The organism is Streptomyces sp. NPDC037126 (assembly GCF_055605965.1).
The window spans coordinates 12418-35740 of record NZ_JBVJTD010000031.1; the positions used below are offsets into that span (position 1 = coordinate 12418).

24 protein-coding genes are annotated in these 23323 nt (G+C 72.0%); 14 read left to right on the plus strand and 10 right to left on the minus strand.

Annotation, left to right across the window (positions count from 1 at the left end):
* Positions 1-41: 41 nt before the first annotated feature.
* The 4 genes from ACZ7FF_RS39285 to miaA form a co-directional block, all read right to left on the minus strand.
* Positions 42-2195 (minus strand): RelA/SpoT family protein, encoded by a 2154-nt coding sequence (locus ACZ7FF_RS39285; protein ID WP_470818799.1) that lies wholly within the window; start codon positions 2193-2195, stop codon positions 42-44.
* Between the two features lie 283 nt (positions 2196-2478).
* Positions 2479-3348 (minus strand): diaminopimelate epimerase, encoded by an 870-nt coding sequence (gene dapF / locus ACZ7FF_RS39290; protein ID WP_470818801.1) that lies wholly within the window; start codon positions 3346-3348, stop codon positions 2479-2481.
* 213 nt (positions 3349-3561) lie between these two features.
* On the minus strand, positions 3562-4041 hold the full coding sequence (locus ACZ7FF_RS39295) for a hypothetical protein (RefSeq protein WP_470818874.1): 480 nt from the start codon (positions 4039-4041) through the stop codon (positions 3562-3564).
* 281 nt (positions 4042-4322) lie between these two features.
* Entirely contained in the window at positions 4323-5261 is a 939-nt protein-coding gene (gene miaA, locus ACZ7FF_RS39300) for a tRNA (adenosine(37)-N6)-dimethylallyltransferase MiaA (RefSeq protein ID WP_470818802.1), read from the minus strand.
* Positions 5262-5442: 181 nt separating this feature from the next.
* On the opposite strand from miaA, the gene ACZ7FF_RS39305 reads away from it, so the two are divergent.
* On the plus strand, positions 5443-5736 hold the full coding sequence (locus tag ACZ7FF_RS39305; RefSeq protein WP_470818804.1) for a hypothetical protein: 294 nt from the start codon (positions 5443-5445) through the stop codon (positions 5734-5736).
* Between the two features lie 23 nt (positions 5737-5759).
* On the plus strand, positions 5760-6032 hold the full coding sequence (locus ACZ7FF_RS39310) for an antitoxin (RefSeq protein ID WP_470818806.1): 273 nt from the start codon (positions 5760-5762) through the stop codon (positions 6030-6032).
* 315 nt (positions 6033-6347) lie between these two features.
* On the opposite strand, the gene ACZ7FF_RS39315 is transcribed toward ACZ7FF_RS39310, so the two are convergent.
* From ACZ7FF_RS39315 to ACZ7FF_RS39325, 3 genes are all read right to left on the minus strand, one after another.
* Positions 6348-7061, minus strand: coding sequence for a class III extradiol dioxygenase subunit B-like domain-containing protein (locus ACZ7FF_RS39315; RefSeq protein WP_470818808.1), 714 nt, complete (start codon positions 7059-7061; stop codon positions 6348-6350).
* Between the two features lie 149 nt (positions 7062-7210).
* Positions 7211-8737, minus strand: coding sequence for a tRNA (N6-isopentenyl adenosine(37)-C2)-methylthiotransferase MiaB (miaB, locus tag ACZ7FF_RS39320; RefSeq protein ID WP_470818810.1), 1527 nt, complete (start codon positions 8735-8737; stop codon positions 7211-7213).
* 112 nt (positions 8738-8849) lie between these two features.
* Positions 8850-9671: an SDR family NAD(P)-dependent oxidoreductase gene (locus tag ACZ7FF_RS39325; RefSeq protein ID WP_470818812.1), complete on the minus strand. Its 822-nt coding sequence runs from the start codon at positions 9669-9671 to the stop codon at positions 8850-8852.
* A gap of 216 nt (positions 9672-9887) precedes the next feature.
* On the opposite strand from ACZ7FF_RS39325, the gene ACZ7FF_RS39330 reads away from it, so the two are divergent.
* From ACZ7FF_RS39330 to ACZ7FF_RS39340, 3 genes are all read left to right on the plus strand, one after another.
* A complete protein-coding gene (locus ACZ7FF_RS39330) occupies positions 9888-10247 on the plus strand; it encodes a DUF6204 family protein (protein WP_470818814.1) in 360 nt (119 codons plus the stop codon).
* 66 nt (positions 10248-10313) lie between these two features.
* The gene (locus ACZ7FF_RS39335) at positions 10314-10754 is read left to right on the plus strand and encodes a MarR family winged helix-turn-helix transcriptional regulator (protein WP_470818815.1); all 441 of its coding nucleotides are present in this window, start codon (positions 10314-10316) and stop codon (positions 10752-10754) included.
* A 184-nt stretch (positions 10755-10938) separates the two neighbouring features.
* Positions 10939-12408: a hypothetical protein gene (locus tag ACZ7FF_RS39340; protein ID WP_470818816.1), complete on the plus strand. Its 1470-nt coding sequence runs from the start codon at positions 10939-10941 to the stop codon at positions 12406-12408.
* A gap of 293 nt (positions 12409-12701) precedes the next feature.
* Here the strand turns inward: ACZ7FF_RS39340 and ACZ7FF_RS39345 are convergent, their stop codons facing one another.
* A complete protein-coding gene (locus tag ACZ7FF_RS39345) occupies positions 12702-13148 on the minus strand; it encodes a pyrophosphohydrolase domain-containing protein (protein ID WP_470818818.1) in 447 nt (148 codons plus the stop codon).
* Between the two features lie 110 nt (positions 13149-13258).
* Between ACZ7FF_RS39345 and ACZ7FF_RS39350 the strand changes: the two genes are divergently transcribed.
* On the plus strand, positions 13259-14257 hold the full coding sequence (locus tag ACZ7FF_RS39350; RefSeq protein WP_470818820.1) for a TAXI family TRAP transporter solute-binding subunit: 999 nt from the start codon (positions 13259-13261) through the stop codon (positions 14255-14257).
* A 56-nt stretch (positions 14258-14313) separates the two neighbouring features.
* On the opposite strand, the gene ACZ7FF_RS39355 is transcribed toward ACZ7FF_RS39350, so the two are convergent.
* Positions 14314-15717, minus strand: a complete 1404-nt coding sequence (locus ACZ7FF_RS39355) for a sensor histidine kinase (RefSeq protein ID WP_470818822.1) — start codon at positions 15715-15717, stop codon at positions 14314-14316.
* 9 nt (positions 15718-15726) lie between these two features.
* The gene (locus tag ACZ7FF_RS39360; protein ID WP_470818824.1) at positions 15727-16413 is read right to left on the minus strand and encodes a response regulator transcription factor; all 687 of its coding nucleotides are present in this window, start codon (positions 16411-16413) and stop codon (positions 15727-15729) included.
* Positions 16414-16709: 296 nt separating this feature from the next.
* On the opposite strand from ACZ7FF_RS39360, the gene ACZ7FF_RS39365 reads away from it, so the two are divergent.
* The 8 genes from ACZ7FF_RS39365 to ACZ7FF_RS39400 all read left to right on the plus strand — a co-directional run bounded on the left by ACZ7FF_RS39365 (position 16710) and on the right by ACZ7FF_RS39400 (position 23213).
* Positions 16710-17486: an amino acid ABC transporter ATP-binding protein gene (locus ACZ7FF_RS39365; protein WP_470818825.1), complete on the plus strand. Its 777-nt coding sequence runs from the start codon at positions 16710-16712 to the stop codon at positions 17484-17486.
* An 80-nt stretch (positions 17487-17566) separates the two neighbouring features.
* Positions 17567-18403 (plus strand): glutamate ABC transporter substrate-binding protein, encoded by an 837-nt coding sequence (locus ACZ7FF_RS39370; RefSeq protein WP_470818826.1) that lies wholly within the window; start codon positions 17567-17569, stop codon positions 18401-18403.
* Positions 18404-18483: 80 nt separating this feature from the next.
* A complete protein-coding gene (locus ACZ7FF_RS39375) occupies positions 18484-19149 on the plus strand; it encodes an amino acid ABC transporter permease (RefSeq protein WP_470818827.1) in 666 nt (221 codons plus the stop codon).
* Complete coding sequence (locus tag ACZ7FF_RS39380; RefSeq protein ID WP_470818829.1) at positions 19146-20081, plus strand: amino acid ABC transporter permease; 936 nt, start codon at positions 19146-19148, stop codon at positions 20079-20081. The genes ACZ7FF_RS39375 and ACZ7FF_RS39380 overlap by 4 nt, the downstream gene beginning before the upstream one ends.
* A gap of 177 nt (positions 20082-20258) precedes the next feature.
* On the plus strand, positions 20259-21860 hold the full coding sequence (locus tag ACZ7FF_RS39385) for an FAD-dependent monooxygenase (protein WP_470818830.1): 1602 nt from the start codon (positions 20259-20261) through the stop codon (positions 21858-21860).
* A gap of 291 nt (positions 21861-22151) precedes the next feature.
* Positions 22152-22199, plus strand: a complete 48-nt coding sequence (locus ACZ7FF_RS39390) for a hypothetical protein (RefSeq protein WP_309506048.1) — start codon at positions 22152-22154, stop codon at positions 22197-22199.
* A gap of 70 nt (positions 22200-22269) precedes the next feature.
* Positions 22270-22803, plus strand: coding sequence for a cupin domain-containing protein (locus ACZ7FF_RS39395; protein WP_470818832.1), 534 nt, complete (start codon positions 22270-22272; stop codon positions 22801-22803).
* A complete protein-coding gene (locus tag ACZ7FF_RS39400; RefSeq protein WP_470818834.1) occupies positions 22800-23213 on the plus strand; it encodes a rhodanese-like domain-containing protein in 414 nt (137 codons plus the stop codon). Before ACZ7FF_RS39395 ends, ACZ7FF_RS39400 begins: the two co-directional genes overlap by 4 nt.
* Positions 23214-23323: the final 110 nt, after the last annotated feature.

Here is a 23323-nt window from a genome sequence, read left to right on the forward strand (position 1 = left end):
CGCCCGGCCCACTCGAACGGGTTGGGCCGACGGCGCCGTCTTCAGGAGGCGGGCGACTGGTGCTGGGCCCGGCTCACGTCGTACACGCCCGGCACGTCCCGCATGGCGCGCATGAGGGCCGGGAGGTGGGCGGCGTCGGGGAGCTGGAGGGTGTAGGTGTGGCGCACCCGCTGCTGGGTGGGCGGCTCGACGGTGGCGGAGACGATCTCGGCGCCTTCCAGGGCGATGGCCTCGGTGAGGTCGGCGAGCAGATGGGCACGGCCGAACGATTCAGCGACCAGCGTCACACGGCACTCGGTGGTGTCCCCCCAGCGCACGTCGATCTCCGCACGCCCCTTGCTGATCATGTGCACCACCGCGGCGCACTCCACGCGGTGCACGGTCACCATTCCCCCGCGTACCGCGAAGCCGGTGATCTCGTCCGGCGGGACGGGCGTACAGCAGCCGGCGAGGCGTACGGCGGCTCCGGGCCGGTCCACGAGCACGTCGGCGCCCCGGGGGCGGGTCGCGGGGGCGCTGTCCACGGGGCGCGCGGCAGCGGCTTCCGAGCGGGTGCCGTCCTCTTCCTCGGGCTCCGCCCCGCCACCGGGATGCGTGGCCAGCCATCTCTGGATGGCGATGCGGGCGGCCGGGGTGTGGGCGTGCTCCAGCCACTCGCGGGACGGCTCGGAGGCGGGGTCCTGGCCCATGAGGAGCTGGACGGTGTCGCCGTCCTTCAGGACGGTGCTGAGGGTGGCCAGCCGGCCGTTGACGCGGGCGCCGAGGCAGGCGTGCGCGTCCTCGCCGTACTGCGCGTAGGCGGCGTCCACGCAGCTGGCGCCCTCGGGCAGGCCCAGGGTGCCGCCGTCAGGGCGGAAGACGGTGATCTCGCGGTCCTGGGCGAGGTCCTCGCGCAGGGTGGACCAGAAGGTGTCGGGGTCGGGGGCGGCCTGCTGCCACTCCAGCAGGCGGGAGAGCCAGCCGGGGCGGGTGGGGTCGGCGCGCTCGCCGTCGGCGGGGTCGTCGGCGCCGGGGGCGTACGGGTTGCCCAGCGCGATGACGCCGGCCTCCGCGACCTTGTGCATCTGGTGGGTGCGGATGAGGACTTCGACCATCTGACCGTCCGGGCGGGCGACGGCGGTGTGCAGCGACTGGTACAGGTTGAACTTGGGTACGGCGATGAAGTCCTTGAACTCCGAGACGACCGGCGTCATGCAGGTGTGCAGTTCGCCGAGGACGCCGTAGCAGTCGGCGTCCTCGTTCACCAGCACCAGGAGGCGGCCGAAGTCGGTGCCGCGCAGCTGCCCGCGTTTGCGGGCCACGCGGTGGACGGAGACGAAGTGCCGGGGGCGGATGAGTACTTCGGCCGGGATGTCGGCCTCGCGCAGCACGCCGCGCACCTCGTCGGAGACCTCGGCGAGGGGGTCGCCCTGGCGGACGGCGTTCCGGGCGATGAGTTCTCTGGTGTGTTCGTACTCCTCGGGGTGGAGGATGGCGAAGACCAGGTCCTCCAACTCGGTCTTCAGGGCCTGCACACCGAGGCGTTCGGCGAGCGGGATGAGGACGTCGCGGGTGACCTTGGCGATCCGCGCCTGCTTCTCGGGGCGCATCACGCCGAGGGTGCGCATGTTGTGCAGCCGGTCGGCGAGTTTGATCGACATCACGCGCACGTCGCTGCCGGTGGCGACGAGCATCTTGCGGAAGGTCTCGGGTTCGGCGGCGGCCCCGTAGTCGACCTTCTCGAGTTTCGTGACGCCGTCGACGAGATAACGAACCTCCTCGCCGAACTGTTCCCGCACCTGGTCCAGCGTCACATCGGTGTCCTCCACGGTGTCGTGGAGCAGGGACGCCGTCAACGTGGTGGTCTCCGCGCCGAGTTCGGCGAGGATCAAGGTCACCGCGAGGGGATGGGTGATGTACGGCTCGCCGCTCTTGCGCATCTGGCCGCGGTGCGAGGACTCGGCGAGCACATAGGCGCGGCGCAGGGGTTCGAGGTTCGCGTCGGGGTGGTGGGCGCGGTGCGCCTCCACGACATGGCTGATGGCATCGGGCAGCCTGTCCCGGGCGGCCGGACCGAGCAGCGCGGCCCGGCCGAGCCGGCGCAGGTCGATCCTGGGCCGGGACTTCCGGCGGGCGGTCGTGGGCGCCACGGACGCGGTCGGCGCCGTGGGCACTACCGGGCCCGGGGTCGCAGGGTTCGTGGCCTCCGCACTCATGGGCACCTCCGGCTCGTGGACCGGCGGACGGAGCCTCAGGGCATGCGCGGCTCAGGGATGGCTACGTTCCCCCGTCCGTGCCGGTGCTTGATGCTATCGAGCCGACCACGTGCTACCGACCCGCTCTCGCCGAGCGTGAAACGGATCACCCATTCGAGCGACGAGGAAGAGGTTTAAGGTTTGCGCCAAGTGTGCTGGGGATCGGTCGTGATTTCGATCCGCTCGAACCCGCGCAACCGCTGATCCGGTTGCCCGGGCCGCCCGTTGCCGTGCTTTCGGCAGGTCAGTGCACGGCGTTTTCCAGCCACTCACCGTCGATCTCGCCCTCGGCGACGATGACGGCGGGACCGGTCATCTCGATCCGGCCGTCGGGCCGCTCCGTGATGACGAGGCGTCCGCCCGGCACGTCCACGGTGTACGTGGCCGGGGTGCCGGTGACGGCGGGGTCGGCGCCGTCGCGGCGAGCGGCGGCCACGGCGACGGCACACGCGCCCGTGCCGCACGAGCGGGTCTCACCGGAGCCGCGCTCGTGCACCCGCATGGCGACGTGCCGGGGGCCGCGGTCCACGACGAACTCGACGTTGACCCCCTCCGGATAGGCGCCCTCGGGGCTCACCGGCGGCGCGTCGAACAGCTTGCCGGCGTGCGCGAGGTCGGCCACGAAGGCCACCGCGTGCGGGTTGCCCATGTTCACGTTCCGCGCGGGCCAGCTGCGCTCGCCGACGGTCACCGTGACGTCCCCCTCGGGGAGGCGGGCGTTGCCCATGCCGACGGTGACGTCCCCGTCCTTGGCGATGTGGACGGTCTTCACGCCCCCGCGCGTGGCGATCGCGAGGTCGCCCTCGGCCACATGACCGGCGTGCTGGAGGTAGCGGGCGAACACGCGCACGCCGTTGCCGCACATCTCCGCGATCGAGCCGTCGCCGTTGCGGTAGTCCATGAACCACTCGGCTTCCGCGGCCATCTTCTCGGCCTCGGGGTGCGCGGCGGACCGTACGACGTGGAGCACGCCGTCGCCGCCGATCCCGGCCCGGCGGTCGCACAGGGCGGCGACGGCGGCCGGGGACAGGTCGAGGGCGTTGTCGGGGTCCGGGACGATCACGAAGTCGTTCTCGGTGCCGTGACCCTTGAGGAAGGCGATCCGCGTGCTCATTCCTCGATCGTACGGGTTCGGTACGACAGCCGATGCGCAGCCGGGTGCGGCCCGCGGCCACCAGTCGGCGCAGGCCCGCCCGCACAGCGCCGGGCGGCGCGGGCGCACCGCCCACGGGTCGGCTGACGAGCGGCGCGTGCCCACAGCCTCATCTGGTGCGGAGGCGCCGCACGTGGCCCCGGCCGACGCGAGGCGCCACCGTGAGATCCCCGGCTAGCGCAGGCGCGCCACGCGCCACACGGCGAGCACGACCACCACGGCCACGAGCAGCGCGTAGCCGAGCACGACCCGCCAGTCGGCGCGGCGGCCGGAACCGCGCGGGGGGAGGCCCGGCCAGGTGTAGCCGACGCGTCGGGCGGCCATCATGCCCCAGCCCGCGGCGCAGGAGCAGATCAGCAGGCCGAGCATGGCGATGACGGCGCCGCTGTCGCCGAAGTCGAAGGCGAGCGGGAAGGCGAACATCAGGGAGCCGACGGCGGAGAGTCCCACGATGGGGGCGAGCTGCCAGATGCGCAGCCGGCGCTGCGGGCGCAGCTCGACCTCGACCTCCGGTCCGCTGGTGTACATCTCCTCGGGCGCCGGACCGTCGGCGGTCACGCCGCCCACGGTCTCGTCGGGCCCGTCGTCGGTGAGGCGGTCCTCGATCAGCCGCTCGTCGATCAGCCGGTCGTCGGCGAGGTGATCTTCGATCAGGCGGTCGTCGGTCAGGTGGTCCCCGGTCGCCAGGCCGTCGTCCGGCAGGGCTTCCGCGAGCCGGGCCTCGGCCAGACGGCCGTCGCCCGCACGGTCCTCGCCGCGGCCCGGCCCGTCACCCTCGGTAGTGACGTGCTCGGCACTTCGTGCGGTGTCGCGAGGGCCGGCCTCCATCGCCACGCGCCCTCCCAACTAGGACTCCACTGGTCGATCGAAGCTCGATGATGGCACGGCACCGAAGGCCGCGATGACCGGCGGCGCATCCCGATGCCATCACGTGATCAGGCTGTAACCGGTCGTTCGACCAACGCCAGGGCCCGTCCGGGAAGTTCCCCCCGGTCGGCGACGGCCCCGCTCAGCCAGTGCACTCGGGGATCGCGCCGGAACCAGGAGTCCTGACGGCGCGCGAAGCGCTTGGTGGCGCGCACCGTCTCGGCCCGCGCTTCCGCCTCCGTGCACGCCCCCGCGAGAGCCGCGAGCACCTGCTGGTAACCGAGCGCACGCGACGACGTGCGCCCCTCACGCAAGCCCTGCGCCTCCAGTGCGCGGACCTCGTCGACGAGGCCGTCCTCCCACATGCGGTCGACACGCCGAGTGATCCTGTCGTCCAGTTCTGGACGAGCCACGTCGACCCCGATCTGGACGGTGTCGTAGACCGAGTCGTGGCCGGGCAGGTTGGCCGTGAAGGGCTGGCCGGTGATCTCGATCACCTCCAGGGCCCGGACGATCCGGCGGCCGTTGCTGGGCAGGATCGCGCGGCCGGCCTCGGGGTCGGCGGCGGCCAGTCGGGCGTGCAGCGCGCCCGAGCCACGCAGCACCAGCTCCTCCTCCAGGCGGGCCCGGACCTCGGGATCGGTGCCGGGAAACTCCAGGTTGTCGACGGCGCCGCGGACGTACAGCCCGGAACCGCCGACCAGGACGGGCCAGCGGCCCTCGGCGAGCAGTGCGTCGATCCGGCCGCGGGCCAGCTTCTGGTACTCGGCGACCGAGGCGGTGACCGTCACGTCCCAGATGTCGAGCAGGTGGTGCGCGATGCCGCCGCGTTCCTCGGGCGTCAGCTTGGCGGTACCGATGTCCATCCCCCGGTACAGCTGCATGGAGTCGGCGTTGACGACCTCGCCGCCGAGCTGCTGGGCGAGGAAGACACCGAGATCGGACTTTCCGGCCGCGGTGGGTCCGACGACGGCGATGACGCGGGGGGCGAGGGATGCACTGCTCACCGCACCAGTCTCGCAAACCTCCCGGCGGGCTCTCGAACGAGTTACGTGACGGGGCGGTCCCCGGGTCGTTCCCCGAGGAGGTGCCGTCTGCGGTCTGCCCGGAGGCGGTGACCCGGGCGGCGCAACCGTACGCACCGGGTGACGCGGGAATTCGCCCGCACGAGTACCGTATGGAGTGGATATGGGCGTGTTTGCACGACTCCTCGGCAGGTCGAAGGCGGCTCAGGAGGCGTCGGCCGCCGAGCCGCAGGCCGGCGCGGAGCCGGAAGGGGCCATGGCGGAGAAGGCGGAGTCGGCGGAGACTGAGGTGGCCGGTTCGGCGGAGACCAGGCGCTCGGCGGAGGACGGACGCGAGGACGTGACGGCGCGGTCGGACGCCGGTACGGACGAGGCGTCCGAGAGCACGGGGATCCCGAGGCAGCAGTCCGCCGAGGAGGCCGCCGACAGCGAGGCCGGCGAGAGCGCCCGTAAGTAACATCCCGCGAGGGAAGGTGGACCATGGGTCTGTTGGACAACATGAAGGCCAAGCTCGCCCCGGCCAAGGACAAGGTGTCGGACCTCGCGCGACAGCACGGGGACAAGGTCACGGACGGCATCGACAAGGCCGCGAAGGCCGTCGACGACCGGACCAAGGGAAAGTACAGCGACAAGCTCCACGCGGGCACGGGCAAGGCCAGGGAGGCGATGGACCGTCTGGCGCACAAGGAGGGCCCGACGGCCACCGACCCGACGACCTCCACCGGCCCGGAGGAACCGCCGCCGGCGTCCTGAGCCACCCGGGCCTCATGGGACTCCTGGGGCTCCTGGGGCTCAAGAACCCGGCCCTGCCGGGACAAGCCGAACGGGGAACGGATCAGCGGACGGTCGCGGAGCGCAACGCTCCCGGCCGTCCGCCGTTTGCGCGGGCAGGGTACGGCGCGCCGTGGCGCGTGCCGCGGGGCGGGGATCGGACGCTGTGGAAGGCGCCGCGGGGGCACCGTGAGGCGTGCACCGGTCGTCGACGGGCGCGGAGGGAAACCGGGTGTTCCGCCCTGGCCGTCGGCCGTAGGAGCCCTCAGGACCGGGTCGCGACCGTAGGGACGTCCCTCAGGACCAGGTGGCGACCAGGTAGCCCACCCCGTAGGGCGCGTCCTCGTACAGCAGGGCGCCGCCGAGGCCCGCGTTCTCCGCGGCCCCGGCCAGGATCTGCCAGGGGGCGCGTCCGGAGGCCTTCAGGTCGTGGGCCAGGCCGGCGTCGAGCGCCTGGACGGCCGCGGTGTCCGCCGCGCCCAGCGCCCGTGCGACCGTCGCGTCGAAGGGTGCCGCACGCTCGTCCAGGTATCCCGGCGCCTTGACCGTGCGGCACGCGCTGGCGTCGCCCATCACCAGCATCGCCACGCGCGCGGCCCGGGCACCGATCTCCCGTCCGGCCTCGGCACACCGCTCGGGCGCGAGTGCTTCGCCGACACCGAGTCCCTCGATCGGGGCGTCCGCCCAGCCGGTCCGCTCCAGCAGCCAGGCGCCGACCGCCAGCGACGGCGGCAGCTCCCGCTCGGGAACGGCGTCCGGGGCGGCCCCCAGGCGTACGGTCATGTCGACCCCGAACCCGCGAAAGGTCCCCGGGCTGCCCTGCGCGAACACCCCGCGTCCGCTCCGCTCGGCCGGCCCGACGACCACCAGCAGGTCGGGGCGGGCGGCGGCGAGCACACCGAGCGCGTCCGCGCACGCCTCGCGCGCGGCGTCCATCTCGGATGCGGCACCCTCGGCGACCTCGGGCACGAGCAGCGGCGGGCAGGGGCAGACGGCAGCGGCGACAAGCATGATCGGCAGCGTAACCCGGTACCGGGTCGATCGGCAGGGGAGCCGGCCTCAGGCCCGGCTTCCGGTCACGCTGACACCGCCCGGCCCCGAGGGGGGTGGTCCGTGCACTCCGGCCGCCCCCGTCGCCCTGCCTACCCGGCCCGTGTCCGTCAGTCGCAGCCGCACCCGCTCGCGGCGACCGGCAGCGGGGCCGGTACGCCGATCTTCGGCAGGCCCAGCATGACGCCGGCCGGCTTGGCGGCCTCGGCGGCGTTGCGCTTCTCCCAGGCGTCCCCCGCGCGCGTGCGGCGCACGGCGAGGACGGGACCCTCGGCGAGGAGGTGGTGCGGGGCTGCGTACGTCACCTCGACCGTCACCACGTCACCGGGCCGGACCTCCTGCTCCGGCTTGGTGAAGTGGACCAGCCGGTTGTCGGGGGCGCGGCCGGAGAGCCGGTGCGTGGCCCCGTCCTTGCGGCCCTCCCCCTCGGCGACCATCAGTTCGAGGGTGCGGCCGACCTGCTTCTTGTTCTCGTCCCAGGAGATCTCCTCCTGGAGGGCGACGAGGCGCTCGTACCGCGCCTGGACGACCTCCTTGGGGATCTGGTCATCCATGGTCGCGGCCGGGGTGCCGGGGCGCTTGGAGTACTGGAAGGTGAAGGCCTGCGAGAAGCGGGCCTCGCGGACGGCGTGGAGGGTCTGCTCGAAGTCCTCCTCCGTCTCGCCGGGGAAGCCCACGATGATGTCGGTGGTGATCGCCGCGTGCGGGATGGCTGCCCGGACCTTGTCGATGATCCCGAGGAAGCGCTCCTGGCGGTACGAACGGCGCATGGCCTTCAGGACCGTGTCGGAGCCGGACTGCATCGGCATGTGCAGCTGCGGCATCACGTTCGGCGTCTCGGCCATGGCGGCGATCACGTCGTCGGTGAAGTCCCGCGGGTGCGGCGAGGTGAAGCGGACGCGCTCCAGGCCCTCGATCTGTCCGCAGGCGCGCAGCAGCTTGCTGAAGGCCTCGCGGTCGCCGATGTCGGAGCCGTAGGCGTTGACGTTCTGCCCGAGCAGCGTGATCTCCGAGACGCCCTCGGCGACCAGCGCCTCCACCTCGGCGAGGATGTCGCCGGGCCGACGGTCCTTCTCCTTGCCGCGCAGCGCGGGGACGATGCAGAAGGTGCAGGTGTTGTTGCAGCCGACGGAGATCGACACCCAGGCGGCGTAGGCGCTCTCGCGCCGGGTCGGCAGCGTGGAGGGGAACGCCTCCAGCGACTCGGCGATCTCGACCTGCGCCTCCTCCTGGACGCGGGCGCGCTCCAGCAGGACCGGCAGCTTGCCGATGTTGTGCGTGCCGAAGACGACGTCCACCCAGGGCGCCTTCTTCACGATGGTGTCGCGGTCCTTCTGCGCGAGGCAGCCGCCGACCGCGATCTGCATGCCCGGCCGCGAGGCCTTCCGCGGCGCGAGCCGGCCCAGGTTGCCGTACAGCCGGTTGTCGGCGTTCTCGCGGACGGCGCAGGTGTTGAAGACGACGACGTCGGCGTCCCCGTCGGCGTCCTCGGGCGCGCGCACGTAACCGGCGTCTTCGAGCAGACCGGCCAATCGCTCGGAGTCGTGGACGTTCATCTGGCACCCGTAGGTGCGGATCTCGTAGCTCTTGGGTGCTTGAACGTCCACTGCCGGGCTCCGGTCGCTGCTGCTGGTCATGCCTCAAGGGTAGGTGCTCGCGTGAGCGCCCCTCTCCGTGCCGCCGTGGGCCGCGGGACCACACCACGTGGCCGGCTCGCGCAGGGGCTCAGTGGCCCGCCTGGGCGGTGGTTCAGTGGTCGCCGCCGTCGCGGGGCGTGATCCGGTAGTCGAAGGCGAGCGTCCCGGGGTCGAGGGCGGTCGCGCCCCCGTCCACCGTGAGCACGGCGCCGTTGACGTACGAGGCGGCCGGGGACAGCAGCCAGTCGACCGCCTCCGCGATCTCGCGGGGCTCGCCCGGCCGTCCCATGGGCAGCAGCCGCGTCGCCTCCGCGTAGCCGGCCTCGGCACCGTCGCCCGGCAGATCCGCCTCCTCGGCGAAGCGCGCCATGCGCCGGTCGGCCATCTCGCTCCGCACCCAGGAGGGGCACACGACATTGGCCCGTACGCCCTGACGCCCGTAGTCCACGGCGACGGACCGGCACAGCTGGAGCAGGGCCGCCTTCGAGGTGGCGTAGGGGGCGTTGCTCGTGCCGTTGCGCAGCGCCGACACCGAGGCCACCGCGACCACCGCGCCGCCGCTCTCCAGCAGATGGGGGATCGCCGCGCGAAGGAGCAGCAGCGGACCGGTGACGTTGGTGCGCATCACCTCGTCCCAGTCCTGCAGGGACAGGTCTCCGACGGCTCCGCCCCGTCCGATGCCGGCGTTCAGCACCAGGCCGTCGAGCCGTCCGTAGGCGGCCAGGGCGGTGCGGACGAGGCCCTCGGCGGCGGTGGGGTCCCCCACGTCGGAGGGGTGCGCCAGCGCCCCGGTCTCCCGCTCCAGACGCCGCAGGGGCTCGGCCCGCCGGCCGGAGACGACGACATGGTGGCCCGCCTCGCGCAGCAGCCGCGCCGTGGCCTCCCCGATGCCCGTTCCGCCACCGGTCACGACCACAACTCGCTTGTCCGCCACGGATGTCAGACCTTTCGTCGAGTTCACCGAGCGGATCCGAGCCTAGGACCCGGTGATGCGCCGCGGACGACTTCCGGCCGGTTTCTCCGGGGGCCGCGGGCGGCCGCCGAGAGACGGCCGGAGTCCGGCGGGCCGCTGTGCGTCGGCGGTTTCTTCGACTGGGGGCACGCGGAAAGCCGGTGGAGGACCGCGGCCCGATGTGCCTAAAGTCGCCGGATGAGTACCCGAACCTTCCGTGTCACCGTCCGCGGCGTCTTCGACGGCCTCACCGACGCGCAGCGTGCGGCGCTGCTGGCCGACGCCTCGGAACACGACGTGCTGCGCGCTGCCTTCACCCCCGAGGGAACCCTCACCTACGACATCTCCGCCCGGCCGGCGTTCGTCTTCCGCTTCTCCGACACCGGGGAGGAAGAGGAGGACGTGCTGGAGGCGACCGAGCGGGCCGAGGCGGCGGCCACGGCGTGGCTGACCGAGCACGGTTACGGCTTCAAGAACCTCCGTTCCAGCGCCGAGGACCTCTCCCAGGCACCCCTGAGCAAGCGGCAGCGCCGCGCGGCGCGCTCTACGGGGTCATGAAGCCGGCCCATAAACTTGAGTGGTCAAGGAGAACGCAATGATGACAGCGAACAGCGGGTGTGGAGCATGAGTGACGCCCTGGACGCGGCGCTGCGGCTGGTGCGGGCGCAGGCGGCGCTCGTACGACGGTTCGACGCCCGGCTGAGCGGGCTGCACGGGGTGAGCCTCGCCGACTTCACCCTGCTGCTGCGGCTGGGACAGGCGCCCGCCGGCCGGATGCGCCGGGTCGACCTCGCCGAGACGCTGGGACTGACGGCCTCCGGGGTCACCCGGGGGCTGGCCCCCCTGGAGCGGATCGGCCTGGTGACCCGGGAGCCGGACGCCCGGGACGCGCGCGTCGCCTATGCGTCGCTGACCGCGACGGGTCGGGAGCGGCTGAAGGAGATGCTGGCCACGGCCGAGGAGACCGCCGAGGAGCTGCTCGCCGCGCCCGCCTGGAACAAGGAGGATGTCGCTCTGCTCGCGGGCCTGTTGACCCGACTGGGCGGCACCGGGCCGGCCGGGTGATCCGAACTCGGGGTGCCTCAGGTCACGTTGGGATGTGGCCGGATCGTGAGGGTTCCGTACATGGGGGCGTGGCATGCTCATGGCTCATCATCGAGTTACCGGCTGGTTCTACTTGTGAGTAGCACGAGCGCCGGTGCCTCTCGGCCACCCCCCACCTCACTCAGGACCGACCTTGCGCAGACGCATGAGGCATCGGCGTGCCCTGCTGCCCGCCTTCGCCGTGACCACCCTCTTCCTCGCCGCGGCCTGCTCCTCGGCCGCGCCGCACGCCGGGCAGCCGACGCCCAACGGCCACGGACAGCAGATCGACGCCGCCGCCCGCCCCTCCGACGGCCCGGGCGAGTCGCTCGCCGTCGCCGCCGCTCCGGCCGCCACGGCCACCGCCTCGGCGGGTCCGTCCGGCAGCGGACGGCGGGCGCACAGGACGGCGCTCGCCGTCAGCTCGTACGACAGCCACACCCGGCGCGCCGTCATCTCCGACCGGCCCACGCCCAGCGGGAGTCCGACCGCCTCTCCCACGCCGTCCCACTCCCTCTCGCCTTCCCCCTCGCCCTCCGGCTCTTCCGCAGCGCCGCACGGTGCGGCCGTGGGCGACGTCATCGCCAGCGCGCCCGCGCCCGGGGCGCCGCACGGGCTGCTCGCCAAGGTCACCGACGTGCTCGGGCAGACGGACCGGGGCACGGAGGTGCAGACCGAACCGGCCACGCTCAACTCGCTGCTGGGCGACGACACGGCGAAGGGCACCGTGCCGGTCGACCCGTCCTCGTTCGCCGTCGACAAGCTGCTGCCCGATGTGAAGGTGTCCTGGTCGAAGGCCGGCGCCGGGCACGTCGGCCCCAAGGGTGCGACGGTGCCGCTCGGCAGTCTCCGGCTCGACCTTCGCGCCGAGGTGCCGACGGCCCCGGGCGCACCGGCGTCCGCCGACGCGTCGGTCAGCGGCTTCGTCCAGGTCGCCCCGCAGGTCGACTTCGCCTACGGCGGCACCGGTACGAACGCCGCGCCCGGCTCGGCCTACCTCGGTGTCTCCGGTGACTGGACCTCCGGCTGGGCGGTCAGAGGGCGGGCGGCCGCGGCCACCGGCACCCCGCTGCGCATCCCGTTCGCCCAGCTGCACGCCGACCCCGTGCTGCAGGTCGGCCCGGTGCCCGTCGTCGTCAGCCTCGACCTGACCTGCTACCTCCAGATCAGCGGCGACGGACACGTCACCGTCGACGTCCAGCAGGGCCTCAGGGGCGACTTCAAGGCGGGCGGCACCTTCGCCCCGGCCAAGGGCTGGACACCGGTCAGCTCCTCGGACATGACGAGCACCCCCGTCCACACCTCCGTCTCCACCGCCGGGACCGTGAAGACGGCGCTCGGCGCCGAGGCCTCGGTCGGCCTCTACGGCACCGTCGGCGTCACCGCCGACCTTGCCCCGTACCTGCGCGGCGAGGCCTCAGGGACGGTCACCTCCGCGGGCGGCGGGACGAAGGCGGCGGGCGCCTGGAGCGTGTACGGCGGGGTCGACCTCGCCGGCACCCTGCGCATCCAGCTGTCCGTCTTCGGCACACCGGTCATCCAGCGGAGCATCCCGCTGGGCGCCCTGCACCGCGAGTGGAAACTGGCGGACGGCACCTTCCAGGCGGGGAACCCGCAGGCACGCGGAGGCTTCTGAGCGCGCGGCCTCCTCTGGCCGCGCGACCCGTCCAGGCACGCGGCCCGTCCCAGTCGGAGGGCGCCTCCCTGCCGGAGGGCGCCTCCCAGTCGCCCGGGTCCAATCGCGGGCGGGCCCCTCAGACCCAGGGCGCCTCCGAGTCACGCGGCCCCTTCCAGTCGCGCCGAACCTTCAGCGTGGAGCGACTCCTGGTCGCGCCCAACCCTGAGGCTCATGGAGCCTCCTGATCGCGCCCAACCTTCTGGCGCAGGGAGCCTCCTGGTCGCGCCGAACCCTCAGGCGCAGGGAGCCTTCTAGGCGCAGGGAGCCCCCTGACCGCGCGGACCGGAAGCCCTGTCCTGCGCCGCCGGTATCCATCCCTGGCGGCGCAGGACGGCCGACACGTCCGGCGCCCGGTAGTGCTCCCCCTTGAGGACCTTGCCGTCGGCCCGGCGGGCGACCTGCCCGTCCGGGCCGAGCTTGCTCATGTTGGCGCGGTGGATCTCCGCGATCACCTGGTCGAGGTCGATGCCGTGGACCAGCGCCGTGCCGTAGGCCACGTAGACCACGTCGGCCAGTTCGTGCGCGAGGCTGTCCAGCGGGCCCTCGACCGCGACCTCGGCCACCTCCGCGGCCTCCTCGGCGAGCAGTTCCCCACGGTGGGCGGCGAGTTCCGGCGACACCTCGGCCGGCGTGCTGCGGACGTCGAGGCCGAAGGCGCGGTGGAACTCACGGACGAGGTCGGCGGGCGAAGTGCTCATACGGCGACTCTAACGGCCACCACTGACACCGCCCCGCGCTCCGGCCCGGACCGCGGGGAATGCCCCGGGGCCCCTGGCCAGCGCCGTGCGTCGCCTGGCAGGATCGCCGCATGTCCCAGGTCCTCACCCGTATCGGCAGGCGCCGGGCGCGGCAGAGTGCGGCCGTCGCCGTCGTGGCCCTCGGCCTGCTGCTGTGGTGGCTGGTGCCCTTGGGCGAGAAGCCGCCGAGCGGCACCATCGTCTTCAGCACCGGCACGCCCCGGGGCGTCTACCAGGAGTACGCCGAGCGGCTGCGCACCGAACTGTCCAAGGACATGCCCCAGCTGAAGGTGAAGCTGCTCAACAGCGCCGGTTCGCAGGAGAACGTCCAGCGGGTGGCGACCGGAAAGGCCGACTTCACCATCGCGGCGGCCGACGCGGTGGAGACGTACGAGCTGTCGCACGGCAGCGGCGCGGGGCAGCTGCGCGGCGTGGCCCGGCTCTACGACGACTACGTGCACCTCGTCGTGCGCAGCGACTCGCACATCAGCAATATCGCGGACCTGCGGCACAAGCGCGTGGCGATCGGGCTACCCGACTCCGGGGTGCGGCTCATCGCCGACCGGGTGCTGCGGGCCGCCGGGATCGACCCGCGAAAGGACGTCACACCGGTCGCGGACGGCATCGACACCGGGCCCGACCGGCTGGAGCAGGGCAAGATCGACGCCTTCTTCTGGTCAGGCGGCCTGCCAACGAAGGGGCTGGTCGCGCTCGCGAAGAAGTCCGCCTTCACGTTCGTGCCGATCGACGGCGACCTGGTCGGCAAGCTGCACCGACAAGGGGAGGAGGCCCGCTACTACCGGGCCACCAACATGCCCGAGTCGGCGTACCCGGCCGTGCAGCACGGCGCCGAGGTGCCGACGCTCGCCGTGTCCAACCTGCTGATGACCCGTGCGGACGTGGATCCCCGGCTGACCGAGTGGATGACCCGCACGGTGATCAAGAGCAGGGACGGCATCGGGGCGCACGTCCACTCCGCCCAGCTGGTCGACCTGCGCACCGCCATCTTCACCGACCCGCTGCCCCTGCAGGAGGGCGCGCGCCGCTACTACCGGTCCGTGAAGCCCTGAGACCGACGGTCCGGACAGCCCTGCGCGGACTTGCCCGCAGGGCTCCCGGAGCCTTCTCAGGTCTCCGTGTGCCGGGGCACCGTGACCGTCACCCGCAGCCCCCGCGGCTCGTGATGCGCGTAGTCGATCGAACCGCCGCCCGCCGCGAGCAGGGCGCGGGTGATGGACAGGCCGAGGCCCGAGCCCTTGACGTTCTGGTGGCGGCCGCTGCGCCAGAAACGGTCGCCCACGCGCGCGAGTTCCTCGTCGGTCAGACCGGGCCCGGTGTCGGTGACGACGACCGTGGAGGCGTCGCCGTCGGACGAGACGGCGACGTCGACCGTGCCGCCCTCGGGTGTGAACTTCACGGCGTTGTCGATCACCGCGTCCAGGGCGCTGGACAGGGTGATCGGGTCGGCCCAGGCCGTGACGGGCGGACAGTCGCCCGTCAGCCGCACGCCCTTGGCGTCGGCCGCCGGTGACCAGGCGGCCACCCGCTCCTCGGCCAGCGCGCCGACGTCCGTCAGGCCGAGGTCGGCCTCGGCGTGCTCGGCCAGCGCCAGGTCGAGCAGGTCGTCCAGGACCTGGGTGAGGCGCTTGCCCTCGGTGCGGACCGAGGCGATCTCCTCGTTGCCCTCCGGGAGTTCGAGGGCGAGCAGTTCGATGCGCAGCAGCAGCGCCGAGAGCGGGTTGCGCAACTGGTGCGAGGCGTCCGCGACGAAGGCGCGCTGCTGCTCCAGCACGTCCTCGACGTTGTCCGCCATCTCGTTGAACGACCGGGCCAGCCGTCTGAGTTCCGGCGGGCCGCCCGCGGCCGCGACCCTGGACTTGAGGCGTCCGGTGGCGATGTCGTGGGTGGTGGCGTCCAGGACGCGTACCGGCTTGAGCACCCAGCCGGTCAGCCGCAGCGCGGCGCCGACGGCCAGCAGCATGGCCGCGCACTCGCCGGCCGCGACGAACAGCCAGCCGTGCAGGATCCGTGACCGCATCTGCGCGGTGGGCGAGTCCGTGACCACGACCGCGACGACGTCCCCGTCCCGGATCACCGGCGAGGCGACGACCAGCCGGCTGTGCTGCCAGGGCCACACCTGGCTGGGGTCGTGGCTGCGCCGGCTGAGCAGCGCCTCGTCGAACGCCTCCCTGACCTCGCCGGTCTTCGGTACGAACCAGTCAGCGGGCGCGTTGGCCATGGCCGAGCCGTTGCGGTAGAAGACGCCCGCGCGGATGCCGTAGACGCCGTAGTAGCTGTCCAGTTCGCTGCGCAGGGCCTCCCAGCGCTCGTCCGTGCTGGTGCGGCGCGAACCGCTGGGTCCGTCGGTGACGAACTGGGCGAGCGCGGCGAAGCGCGCGGTGTCGTCGATCCGGTCGACGACGACCGTCTGCTGCTGGGCGGCGGCCATGCTGATCGCGAGCGGAAGGCCGAGCGCGAGGAGGACGGCCGCCATCAGGACGATGAGCAGCGGCAGGAGCCGTGTGCGCACCCGTCCCCGCTAGGCGGCCGGGGCGACGAGGCGGTAGCCGACGCCGCGTACGGTCTCGATGAGCGCGGGCATCCGCAGTTTGGCGCGCAGGGAGGCGACGTGCACCTCCAGGGTGCGGCCGGTGCCCTCCCAGCTGGTGCGCCAGACCTCGCTGATGATCTGCTCCCGGCGGAAGACCACACCGGGACGCTGCGCGAGCAGGGCGAGCAGGTCGAACTCCTTGCGGGTCAGTTGGACGACCGAACCGTCCACGCTGACCTGGCGGGTGGGCAGTTCGATGCGTACGGAGCCGAGGCGCAGGGCGCTCTCGCCGTCCGCGGCGGGGTCCTCGTGGACGGTGCGCCGGCTGACGGCGTGGATGCGCGCGAGCAGCTCCCCGGTGTCGTACGGCTTGACCACGTAGTCGTCGGCGCCCAAATTGAGCCCGTGGATGCGGGAGCGGACGTCGGAGCGCGCGGTGACCATGATCACCGGGGTGCTGGTGCGTTTGCGTATCTTGCCGCAGACCTCGTAGCCGTCCTGGTCGGGCAGGCCGAGGTCGAGCAGGACCACGCCGAAGCCCTCGCCTTCGGGGACGAGCGCCTGGAGGGCCTCCTCGCCGCTGCGCGCGTGCGTGACGTCGAACCCGTGTCGCGCGAGAACGGCGGACAGCGCCGCAGCGACATGGTTGTCGTCCTCGACGAGCAGCAGTCTCACTCCCGGTCCCCCTCCGGTTCAGCGGTCGTACGGACTGGGTTCTCGTCCGACCTGTAGGTCACGTGCACGCGCGCGTGCACCATGGCAGTGACGCCGATTGACAAGGACGGCGTCAAGAGGGTTCCGGTTGCCCGGCGCTTCCGTTATCCGGCCGATACGCACCCGGCGGCCGCTGCTACGAGATGTGTCCGGCTGCTACCGGATCGTGATGCTCAGATCTCCCTCAGATGTGATGACGCAGGTCACAGGCCCTCACTACTGTCCTCCGAAACCGAGGAGGACGGAGCCTGAAAGCGATGACCGAAGTATCGGTGGCCAAGGAGGACGTGGCCGCGTCCGACGAACTGGTCGTCCTGAAGAGCGTCAACAAGCACTTCGGCGCGTTGCACGTGCTCCAGGACATCGACCTGACGATCGCCCGTGGCGAGGTCGTGGTGGTCATCGGACCCTCCGGGTCCGGAAAGTCGACCCTCTGCCGGACCATCAACCGCCTGGAGACCGTCGACTCGGGTGCCATCACGATCGACGGGAAGCCCCTGCCGCACGAGGGCCGGGAACTGGCGCGGCTGCGTGCGGACGTCGGGATGGTCTTCCAGTCCTTCAACCTCTTCGCGCACAAGACCGTGCTCCAGAACGTGATGCTGGGTCAGGTCAAGGTCCGCAAGGCGGACAAGAAGCAGGCCGAGGAGAAGGCGCGGACCCTGCTCGACCGGGTCGGGGTGGGCACCCAGGCCGACAAGTACCCGGCCCAGCTGTCCGGCGGCCAGCAGCAGCGCGTCGCCATCGCGCGGGCGCTGGCGATGGACCCGAAGGTCATGCTCTTCGACGAGCCGACCTCGGCCCTCGACCCCGAGATGATCAACGAGGTCCTCGAGGTCATGCAGCAGCTCGCCCGTGAGGGCATGACGATGATCGTCGTCACCCACGAGATGGGCTTCGCGCGATCCGCCGCGAACCGGGTGGTCTTCATGGCGGACGGCCGGATCGTCGAAGAGGCGGCGCCCGACCAGTTCTTCAGCAACCCGCGCAGCGACCGGGCCAAGGACTTCCTGTCCAAGATCCTGCACCACTGACGGTGCGGGCCGGGCCGTCGCCCGCCCTGGGTCGCCTTTTCCAACGGACCTCGTTCCTCACCATTCGAAGGATGTTCAGCATGAAGCTCCGCAAGGTCACCGCCGCCTCGGCCGTCGCCCTCGCGCTCGCCGTGTCCGTCACCGCCTGCGGCGGCGGCAAGAAGAACGACAGCGGTTCCTCCGGTGGTGGCCACAAGATCAGCGTCGGCATCAAGTTCGACCAGCCGGGCCTCGGCCAGAAGACCCCCCAGGGCTACGCCGGCTTCGACGTCGACGTGGCCACCTATGTCGCCAAGAAGCTCGGTTACAGCGCTGACCAGATCGAGTGGAAGGAGTCGAAGAGCGCCGACCGCGAGACCATGCTGCAGCGCGGTGACGTCGACTTCATCGCCGCCACCTACTCGATCACCCCCGAGCGCGAGCAGAAGGTCGACTTCGCCGGCCCGTACCTGCTGGCCCACCAGGACGTGCTGCTGCGCGCGGACGAGACGAAGATCAAGTCGGCGAAGGACCTGAACGGCAAGAAGCTGTGCTCGGTCTCCGGCTCGACCTCGGCGCAGAACCTCAAGGACAAGCTGGCCCTCAAGACGAACCTGGTGACGTACCCGACCTACTCGGCGTGCGTGTCGGGCCTGCAGAGCGGCGCCGTCGACGCCCTCACCACGGACGACTCGATCCTCGCCGGTTACGCCGCCCAGGCCCAGTTCAAGGGCAAGTTCAAGCTCGGCGGTCTCAAGATGACCAACGAGAACTACGGCATCGGCGTCAAGAAGGGCAGCGACCTCAAGGCCAAGATCAACAAGGCTCTCGAGGACATGGTCTCCGACGGCTCCTGGAAGGCGGCCGTCGAGAAGAACTTCGCCCCGGCCAACTACAAGTACGAGCCCGCCCCGAAGATCGGCGACGTCAAGAGCTGAGGCAGCGCCCACCGGTGCGCCGTCGCTCCTGACGGCGGCGGCGCAGCGGGGCATCCTTACACGCGGAAGCGCGGGAGATCGTGTTCGACTTTCTTGGACATTACGACGTGCTGGGCGCCTTCTGGACGACGGTGCAGCTGACGCTGCTGTCGGCCGTGGGCTCCCTGGTCTGGGGCACTCTGCTGGCCGCCATGCGGGTGGGCCCGGTGCCGCTGATGCGCGGTTTCGGCACCGCCTACGTGAACATCGTGCGGAACATCCCGCTCACGGTGATCATCCTGTTCTCCTCGCTCGGTCTCAGCCAGACCCTGGGGATCACCCTCGGTGCCGACGACTTCCAGGTCCAGGGCTTCCGGCTGGCCGTGCTCGGCCTGATCGTCTACACCTCGGCCTTCGTGTGCGAGGCGATCCGGGCCGGCATCAACACGGTGCCGGTCGGCCAGGCGGAGGCCGCACGCGCCATGGGTCTGAGCTTCACCCAGGTGCTGGGTCTGGTCGTGCTGCCGCAGGCCCTGCGCGCGGCCGTCGGCCCGCTGACCAACGTGCTGATCGCGCTGACGAAGAACACGACGGTGGCCGCCGCGATCGGCGTGGCGGAGGCGGCACTCCTCATGAAGAAGATGATCGAGAACGAGGCGCAGTTGCTGGTGATCTCGGCGGTCATCGCCTTCGGGTTCTGCTGCCTGACCCTGCCGACCGGTCTGATCCTCGGCTGGGTGGGCAAGAAGGTGGCGGTGAAGCGATGAGCTCGGTCCTCTACGACACGCCGGGGCCGCGCGCCAGGCGGCGCAACGTCCTGTACACGGCGGCCTTCCTGCTCGTACTCGCCGCCCTCGTGTGGTGGGTGTACACGTCCCTCGACGACAAGGGGCAACTGGCCTGGGCCCTGTGGAAGCCCTTCTTCAGCGGCACCGAGGCGTACTCGACGTACATATGGCCCGGCCTGCGGAACACCCTGGAGGCGGCGGCGCTCGCGATGGTGATCGCGCTCCCGCTGGGTGCCGCCCTCGGTATCGCCCGCCTCTCGGACCACGTGTGGGTGCGCGTCCCGGCCGCGGTCGTGGTCGAGTTCTTCCGCGCGATCCCCGTGCTGGTCCTGATGATCTTCGGGCTCGCGCTCTTCGCCCAGTACACCGACGTCAGTTCGGACGACCGGCCGTTCTACGCGGTCGTGACGGGTCTGGTGCTGTACAACGCGTCGGTGCTCGCGGAGATCGTCCGTGCGGGCATCCTCACCCTGCCGAAGGGCCAGTCCGAGGCGGCCATGGCGATCGGGCTGCGCAAGGGCCAGGTGATGCGGCTCGTGCTGCTGCCGCAGTCGGTCACCGCCATGCTCCCGGCCATCGTCAGCCAGCTCGTGGTCATCGTGAAGGACACGGCCCTCGGCGGCGCGGTCCTCACCTTCCCCGAGCTGCTGGCCTCGGCCAACACCATGAGCGGCTACTACGGCAACATCATCGCCTCCCTGACCGTCGTGGCCGTGATCTATGTGGTCATCAACTTCTCGCTGACCTCGTTCGCGAGCTGGCTGGAGCGACGGCTGCGGCGGGCCAAGAAGTCGACCGGCGCGGTACTCGCAGCCGTGGAGACCGGGGACATCGCGAGCACCGCGGCGACCGCCGGGGATCCGGGCGGCAACCTCTCCGGTGTCGGCGACCCGGACGGCACCGGGAAATGACGATCATTCAAGTCGCATGAATGGTTCCTGAGGCAGTGGCGTGATCGCCACTGCCTCCGGTCACTTGACGCAAACTCTGCCAATGGGTTGCATACGTTCTGTGATCGTGCACCCCGCCTCACCTTCCTGTTCATCAGCCCCCGCCGGGGCACCGCCGCGGGCAGGGGGCGTCACGCCGTGGATCCGGTGATCATCGTCGGAGCGGGGCCCGTGGGGCTCACGCTCGCCCTGGCCCTGGCCCGCCAGGAGGTGCCGTCGGTCGTCCTGGACGACGGACCCGGCAAGGACGAAGCCCGCCCCGCACGCACCGTCGTGCTGCGCGAGGACACGGCCGCCCTGCTGGAGCGGTTGACCGGAGCGGCGCTCGGGGAGCACGGCGTGCGCTGGGCCGGATGGCGGTCCCTGCGACGCAGGCAGGTGATCAGCGAGATCACCTACGCGGAGGACGAGCCCGCCCCGCTGCACATCGCCCAGCACGTCCTCACCGGTTTCCTGCGCGCGGCCGTCGCGGACGAGCCGCTGGTGAAGGTCGCCGTGGACAGCCGCCTGGACTCGATCGAGCAGGAGCGTTCCGGCGTCACCGCTCACACCCGCGGCTCCAGGGGCACCTGGTGGCGGGGGAGTTATCTGGTGGGCTGCGACGGCACCCGCTCGACCGTGCGCAAGCTCCAGGACATCCGTTTCCCCGGCCGTACGGCGGTGGAGCGACACGCCGTCGCGACGCTGCGCGCGGAACTTCCGTGGGAGGGTCAGGCGTTGCTCCATCGGATGCCGCCGTGGCGGTCGTCCGGGCCCTCGGCCGGGGAGGTGACCGCCCGCCCCCTCCCGGACGGCGCCTGGCGCCTGGACTGGCTGCTGCCGCCGGGCAAGGACCTGGTCACGCCCGAGATCCTGGTGGCCCGGATCCGCGAGACCCTCGCGGGCTGGACGGGCGAGTCCACGCCGGTCTACGACCTGCTCGACACCGGTGTCCACACCGTGCACCACCGGCTGGCCAGGCGGTGGCGGGCCGGCCGCGTCTTCCTCGCCGGTGACGCGGCCCACCTGCTGGGCGCCCTGGGCACCCAGGGGCTGGACGAGGGCCTCAGGGACGCCGACAACCTCGCCTGGAAGCTGGCCCCGGCCTGGCACCACGGGCATCACGAGGCGCTGCTCGACAGCTACCAGGCCGAGCGGCGCGCGGTGGTCGCCGCCCGGCTGCGGGCCGCCGACCAGGTGCTGCCGGTGCTGCGCGGCGGAGGCGGGCTGCGGCACATCGTCCCGGGCGCGGCCCGGGGACACGACGCGCTGCTGAGTGACGGTCACCTGGGGCGCGGGCCGCTCGGCGCGCCGGGGGCGTACGCCGACTCCCCGCTCGCACCCCGGCATCTGGAGGGCGAGATCCCGGTCGAGACCCCGCCCGGCGCACCGGTCACCGACGTACGGGTGACGGCGGAGGATGGTTCCTTCGTCCAGTTGCGCGACCGGCTCGGGCACGGGGCCCTGCTCGTCGTCCTGATCGCGCCCGGCACGGGTGTGTGGGACCGCAAGCACTGGGTGTCCGCGGGGGTGATGCCCCGGCTGGCGGCCGCGGTGACTGCGCTGCCGTACCCCGCCGAGCTGCTGGTCGCCGAGAGCTACCCGGGGGCGCCGGCGCACAGTGTGCTGCTCGTGCGCCCCGACGGCCACCTGGTCACGGCGTTCGGCGGGGTCCGCCCGGCGGACCTGTACGCGGCGGCGGAGGCCGCAGTGGGCGGCACGGTGAAGGAGGAGGCGGAGGCCGGCTCCGGCACGCGGTGAAGGAGGAGGCCGGGGCCAGCTCCAGCCCGCGCTGAGGAAGGTGGCCGAGGGCGGCTCCGACACGCGCTAAAGACGGAGGCCGAGGGCGGGGCCGACACGCGGTGAAGGAGGAGGCCCACCGCGGCTCCGGCAGGCGGTGAGGGAGGAAGCCGAAGGCGGCTCCGGCGTGCGCTGCCCGTGAGCCCCGTCACCCTCTGTCCACATGGTGACGGTGAGTTGACCGACATGCGGCACCGTGCTGTACTCCGGATCGTGACCGACACCTGTGTGCGCCTGTGGCGGAGGGTCCATATGGACCTCGTCCGCTACGCGGGCTGCGTGTGTCGCCCGTCCTGCTGAATTCGCATCTCTTTTCCTTCCGGGCGCTGTCGTGCGCCCGCTTCCGCGAACCCTCTTCAGGACGGTGCACGTGTCTGTCTCGTCTCCTTCCGCGTCGCCTGCCGTCGGCCCGGCGCCCAGCCAGGCGGACCTCCTCGACTTCGTACGACGCACGGCCGCCGACGCCGAGCTGATCGCCTCCCTCCCGCTCGACCCGGAGGGCCGCACCTGGGTGCGGCTGCAGGGGCCGGGCGGCAGCGAGGCCTGGCTGATCGGCTGGCCGCCCGGCACCGGCACGGGCTGGCACGACCACGCCGACTCGGTCGGCGCCTTCCTCACCGCCTCGGGCGAACTGACGGAGAACTCGCTCGCCGCGCGGCTGCCCACCGACGGCTGGAAGACCCTGGAACTCTCCGAGGAAGTGGACCGCACGCGCCGGCTGTCCGCCGGACAGGGCCGCACCTTCGGCCACCACCATGTGCACGAGGTGCTCAACGGGTCCCCCGACCGGCACGCGATCTCCGTCCACGCCTACTACCCGCCGCTTCCACGCATCCGCCGCTACAGCCGCACGGGCCAGGTACTGCGTCTGGAACAGGTCGAACGCCCGGAGGACTGGCAGTGAACGGCAGCACGAACGGACAGCCCACGGGCATCGACAAATTGCTGGAGCGGGTGCGCTCGGGCTACCGGCGCATCGAGGCGCAGGAGGCGCACAGGGCGGCACAGACCGGCGAGGCGCTGCTGGTCGACATCCGGTACGCGGCCCTGCGCGAGCGGGACGGCCTGATCCCCGGCGCCCTCGTCGTCGAGCGCAACGAACTGGAGTGGCGCCTCGATCCCCGCGGCAGCCACCGGCTCCCCGAAGCCACGGGCCACGATCTGCGCATCGTGGTCATCTGCAACGAGGGCTACGCCTCCAGCCTCGCGGCCGCCTCCCTCCACCAACTGGGCCTGCACCGCGCGACAGACCTGGTGGGCGGCTTCCAGGCCTGGCGCACGGAAGGCCTGCCGGTGGTACCGGCGGCGCCCTAGCGGCACGCACCGGGCATCGTGGACCTTGCGTCAACTCGCGCTGACTGACGTGGTTCGCTCGGCGTCGCCTTGCTGGTCCGCCCAGACGTAGCTCTCGGGGAGAAGGTCGG

Excerpts from the sequence above, each read along its gene's own strand:
- ACZ7FF_RS39285 (WP_470818799.1), bottom strand. The coding sequence starts at position 2,195 with ATGAGTGCGGAGGCCACGAACCCTGCGACCCCGGGCCCGGTAGTGCCC.
- dapF (WP_470818801.1), bottom strand. The coding sequence starts at position 3,348 with ATGAGCACGCGGATCGCCTTCCTCAAGGGTCACGGCACCGAGAACGAC.
- ACZ7FF_RS39305 (WP_470818804.1), top strand. The coding sequence starts at position 5,443 with ATGGGCGTGTTTGCACGACTCCTCGGCAGGTCGAAGGCGGCTCAGGAG.
- ACZ7FF_RS39310 (WP_470818806.1), top strand. The coding sequence starts at position 5,760 with ATGGGTCTGTTGGACAACATGAAGGCCAAGCTCGCCCCGGCCAAGGAC.
- ACZ7FF_RS39315 (WP_470818808.1), bottom strand. The coding sequence starts at position 7,061 with ATGCTTGTCGCCGCTGCCGTCTGCCCCTGCCCGCCGCTGCTCGTGCCC.
- miaB (WP_470818810.1), bottom strand. The coding sequence starts at position 8,737 with ATGACCAGCAGCAGCGACCGGAGCCCGGCAGTGGACGTTCAAGCACCC.
- ACZ7FF_RS39330 (WP_470818814.1), top strand. The coding sequence starts at position 9,888 with ATGAGTACCCGAACCTTCCGTGTCACCGTCCGCGGCGTCTTCGACGGC.
- ACZ7FF_RS39335 (WP_470818815.1), top strand. The coding sequence starts at position 10,314 with ATGAGTGACGCCCTGGACGCGGCGCTGCGGCTGGTGCGGGCGCAGGCG.
- ACZ7FF_RS39340 (WP_470818816.1), top strand. The coding sequence starts at position 10,939 with ATGAGGCATCGGCGTGCCCTGCTGCCCGCCTTCGCCGTGACCACCCTC.
- ACZ7FF_RS39345 (WP_470818818.1), bottom strand. The coding sequence starts at position 13,148 with ATGAGCACTTCGCCCGCCGACCTCGTCCGTGAGTTCCACCGCGCCTTC.
- ACZ7FF_RS39350 (WP_470818820.1), top strand. The coding sequence starts at position 13,259 with ATGTCCCAGGTCCTCACCCGTATCGGCAGGCGCCGGGCGCGGCAGAGT.
- ACZ7FF_RS39365 (WP_470818825.1), top strand. The coding sequence starts at position 16,710 with ATGACCGAAGTATCGGTGGCCAAGGAGGACGTGGCCGCGTCCGACGAA.
- ACZ7FF_RS39370 (WP_470818826.1), top strand. The coding sequence starts at position 17,567 with ATGAAGCTCCGCAAGGTCACCGCCGCCTCGGCCGTCGCCCTCGCGCTC.
- ACZ7FF_RS39380 (WP_470818829.1), top strand. The coding sequence starts at position 19,146 with ATGAGCTCGGTCCTCTACGACACGCCGGGGCCGCGCGCCAGGCGGCGC.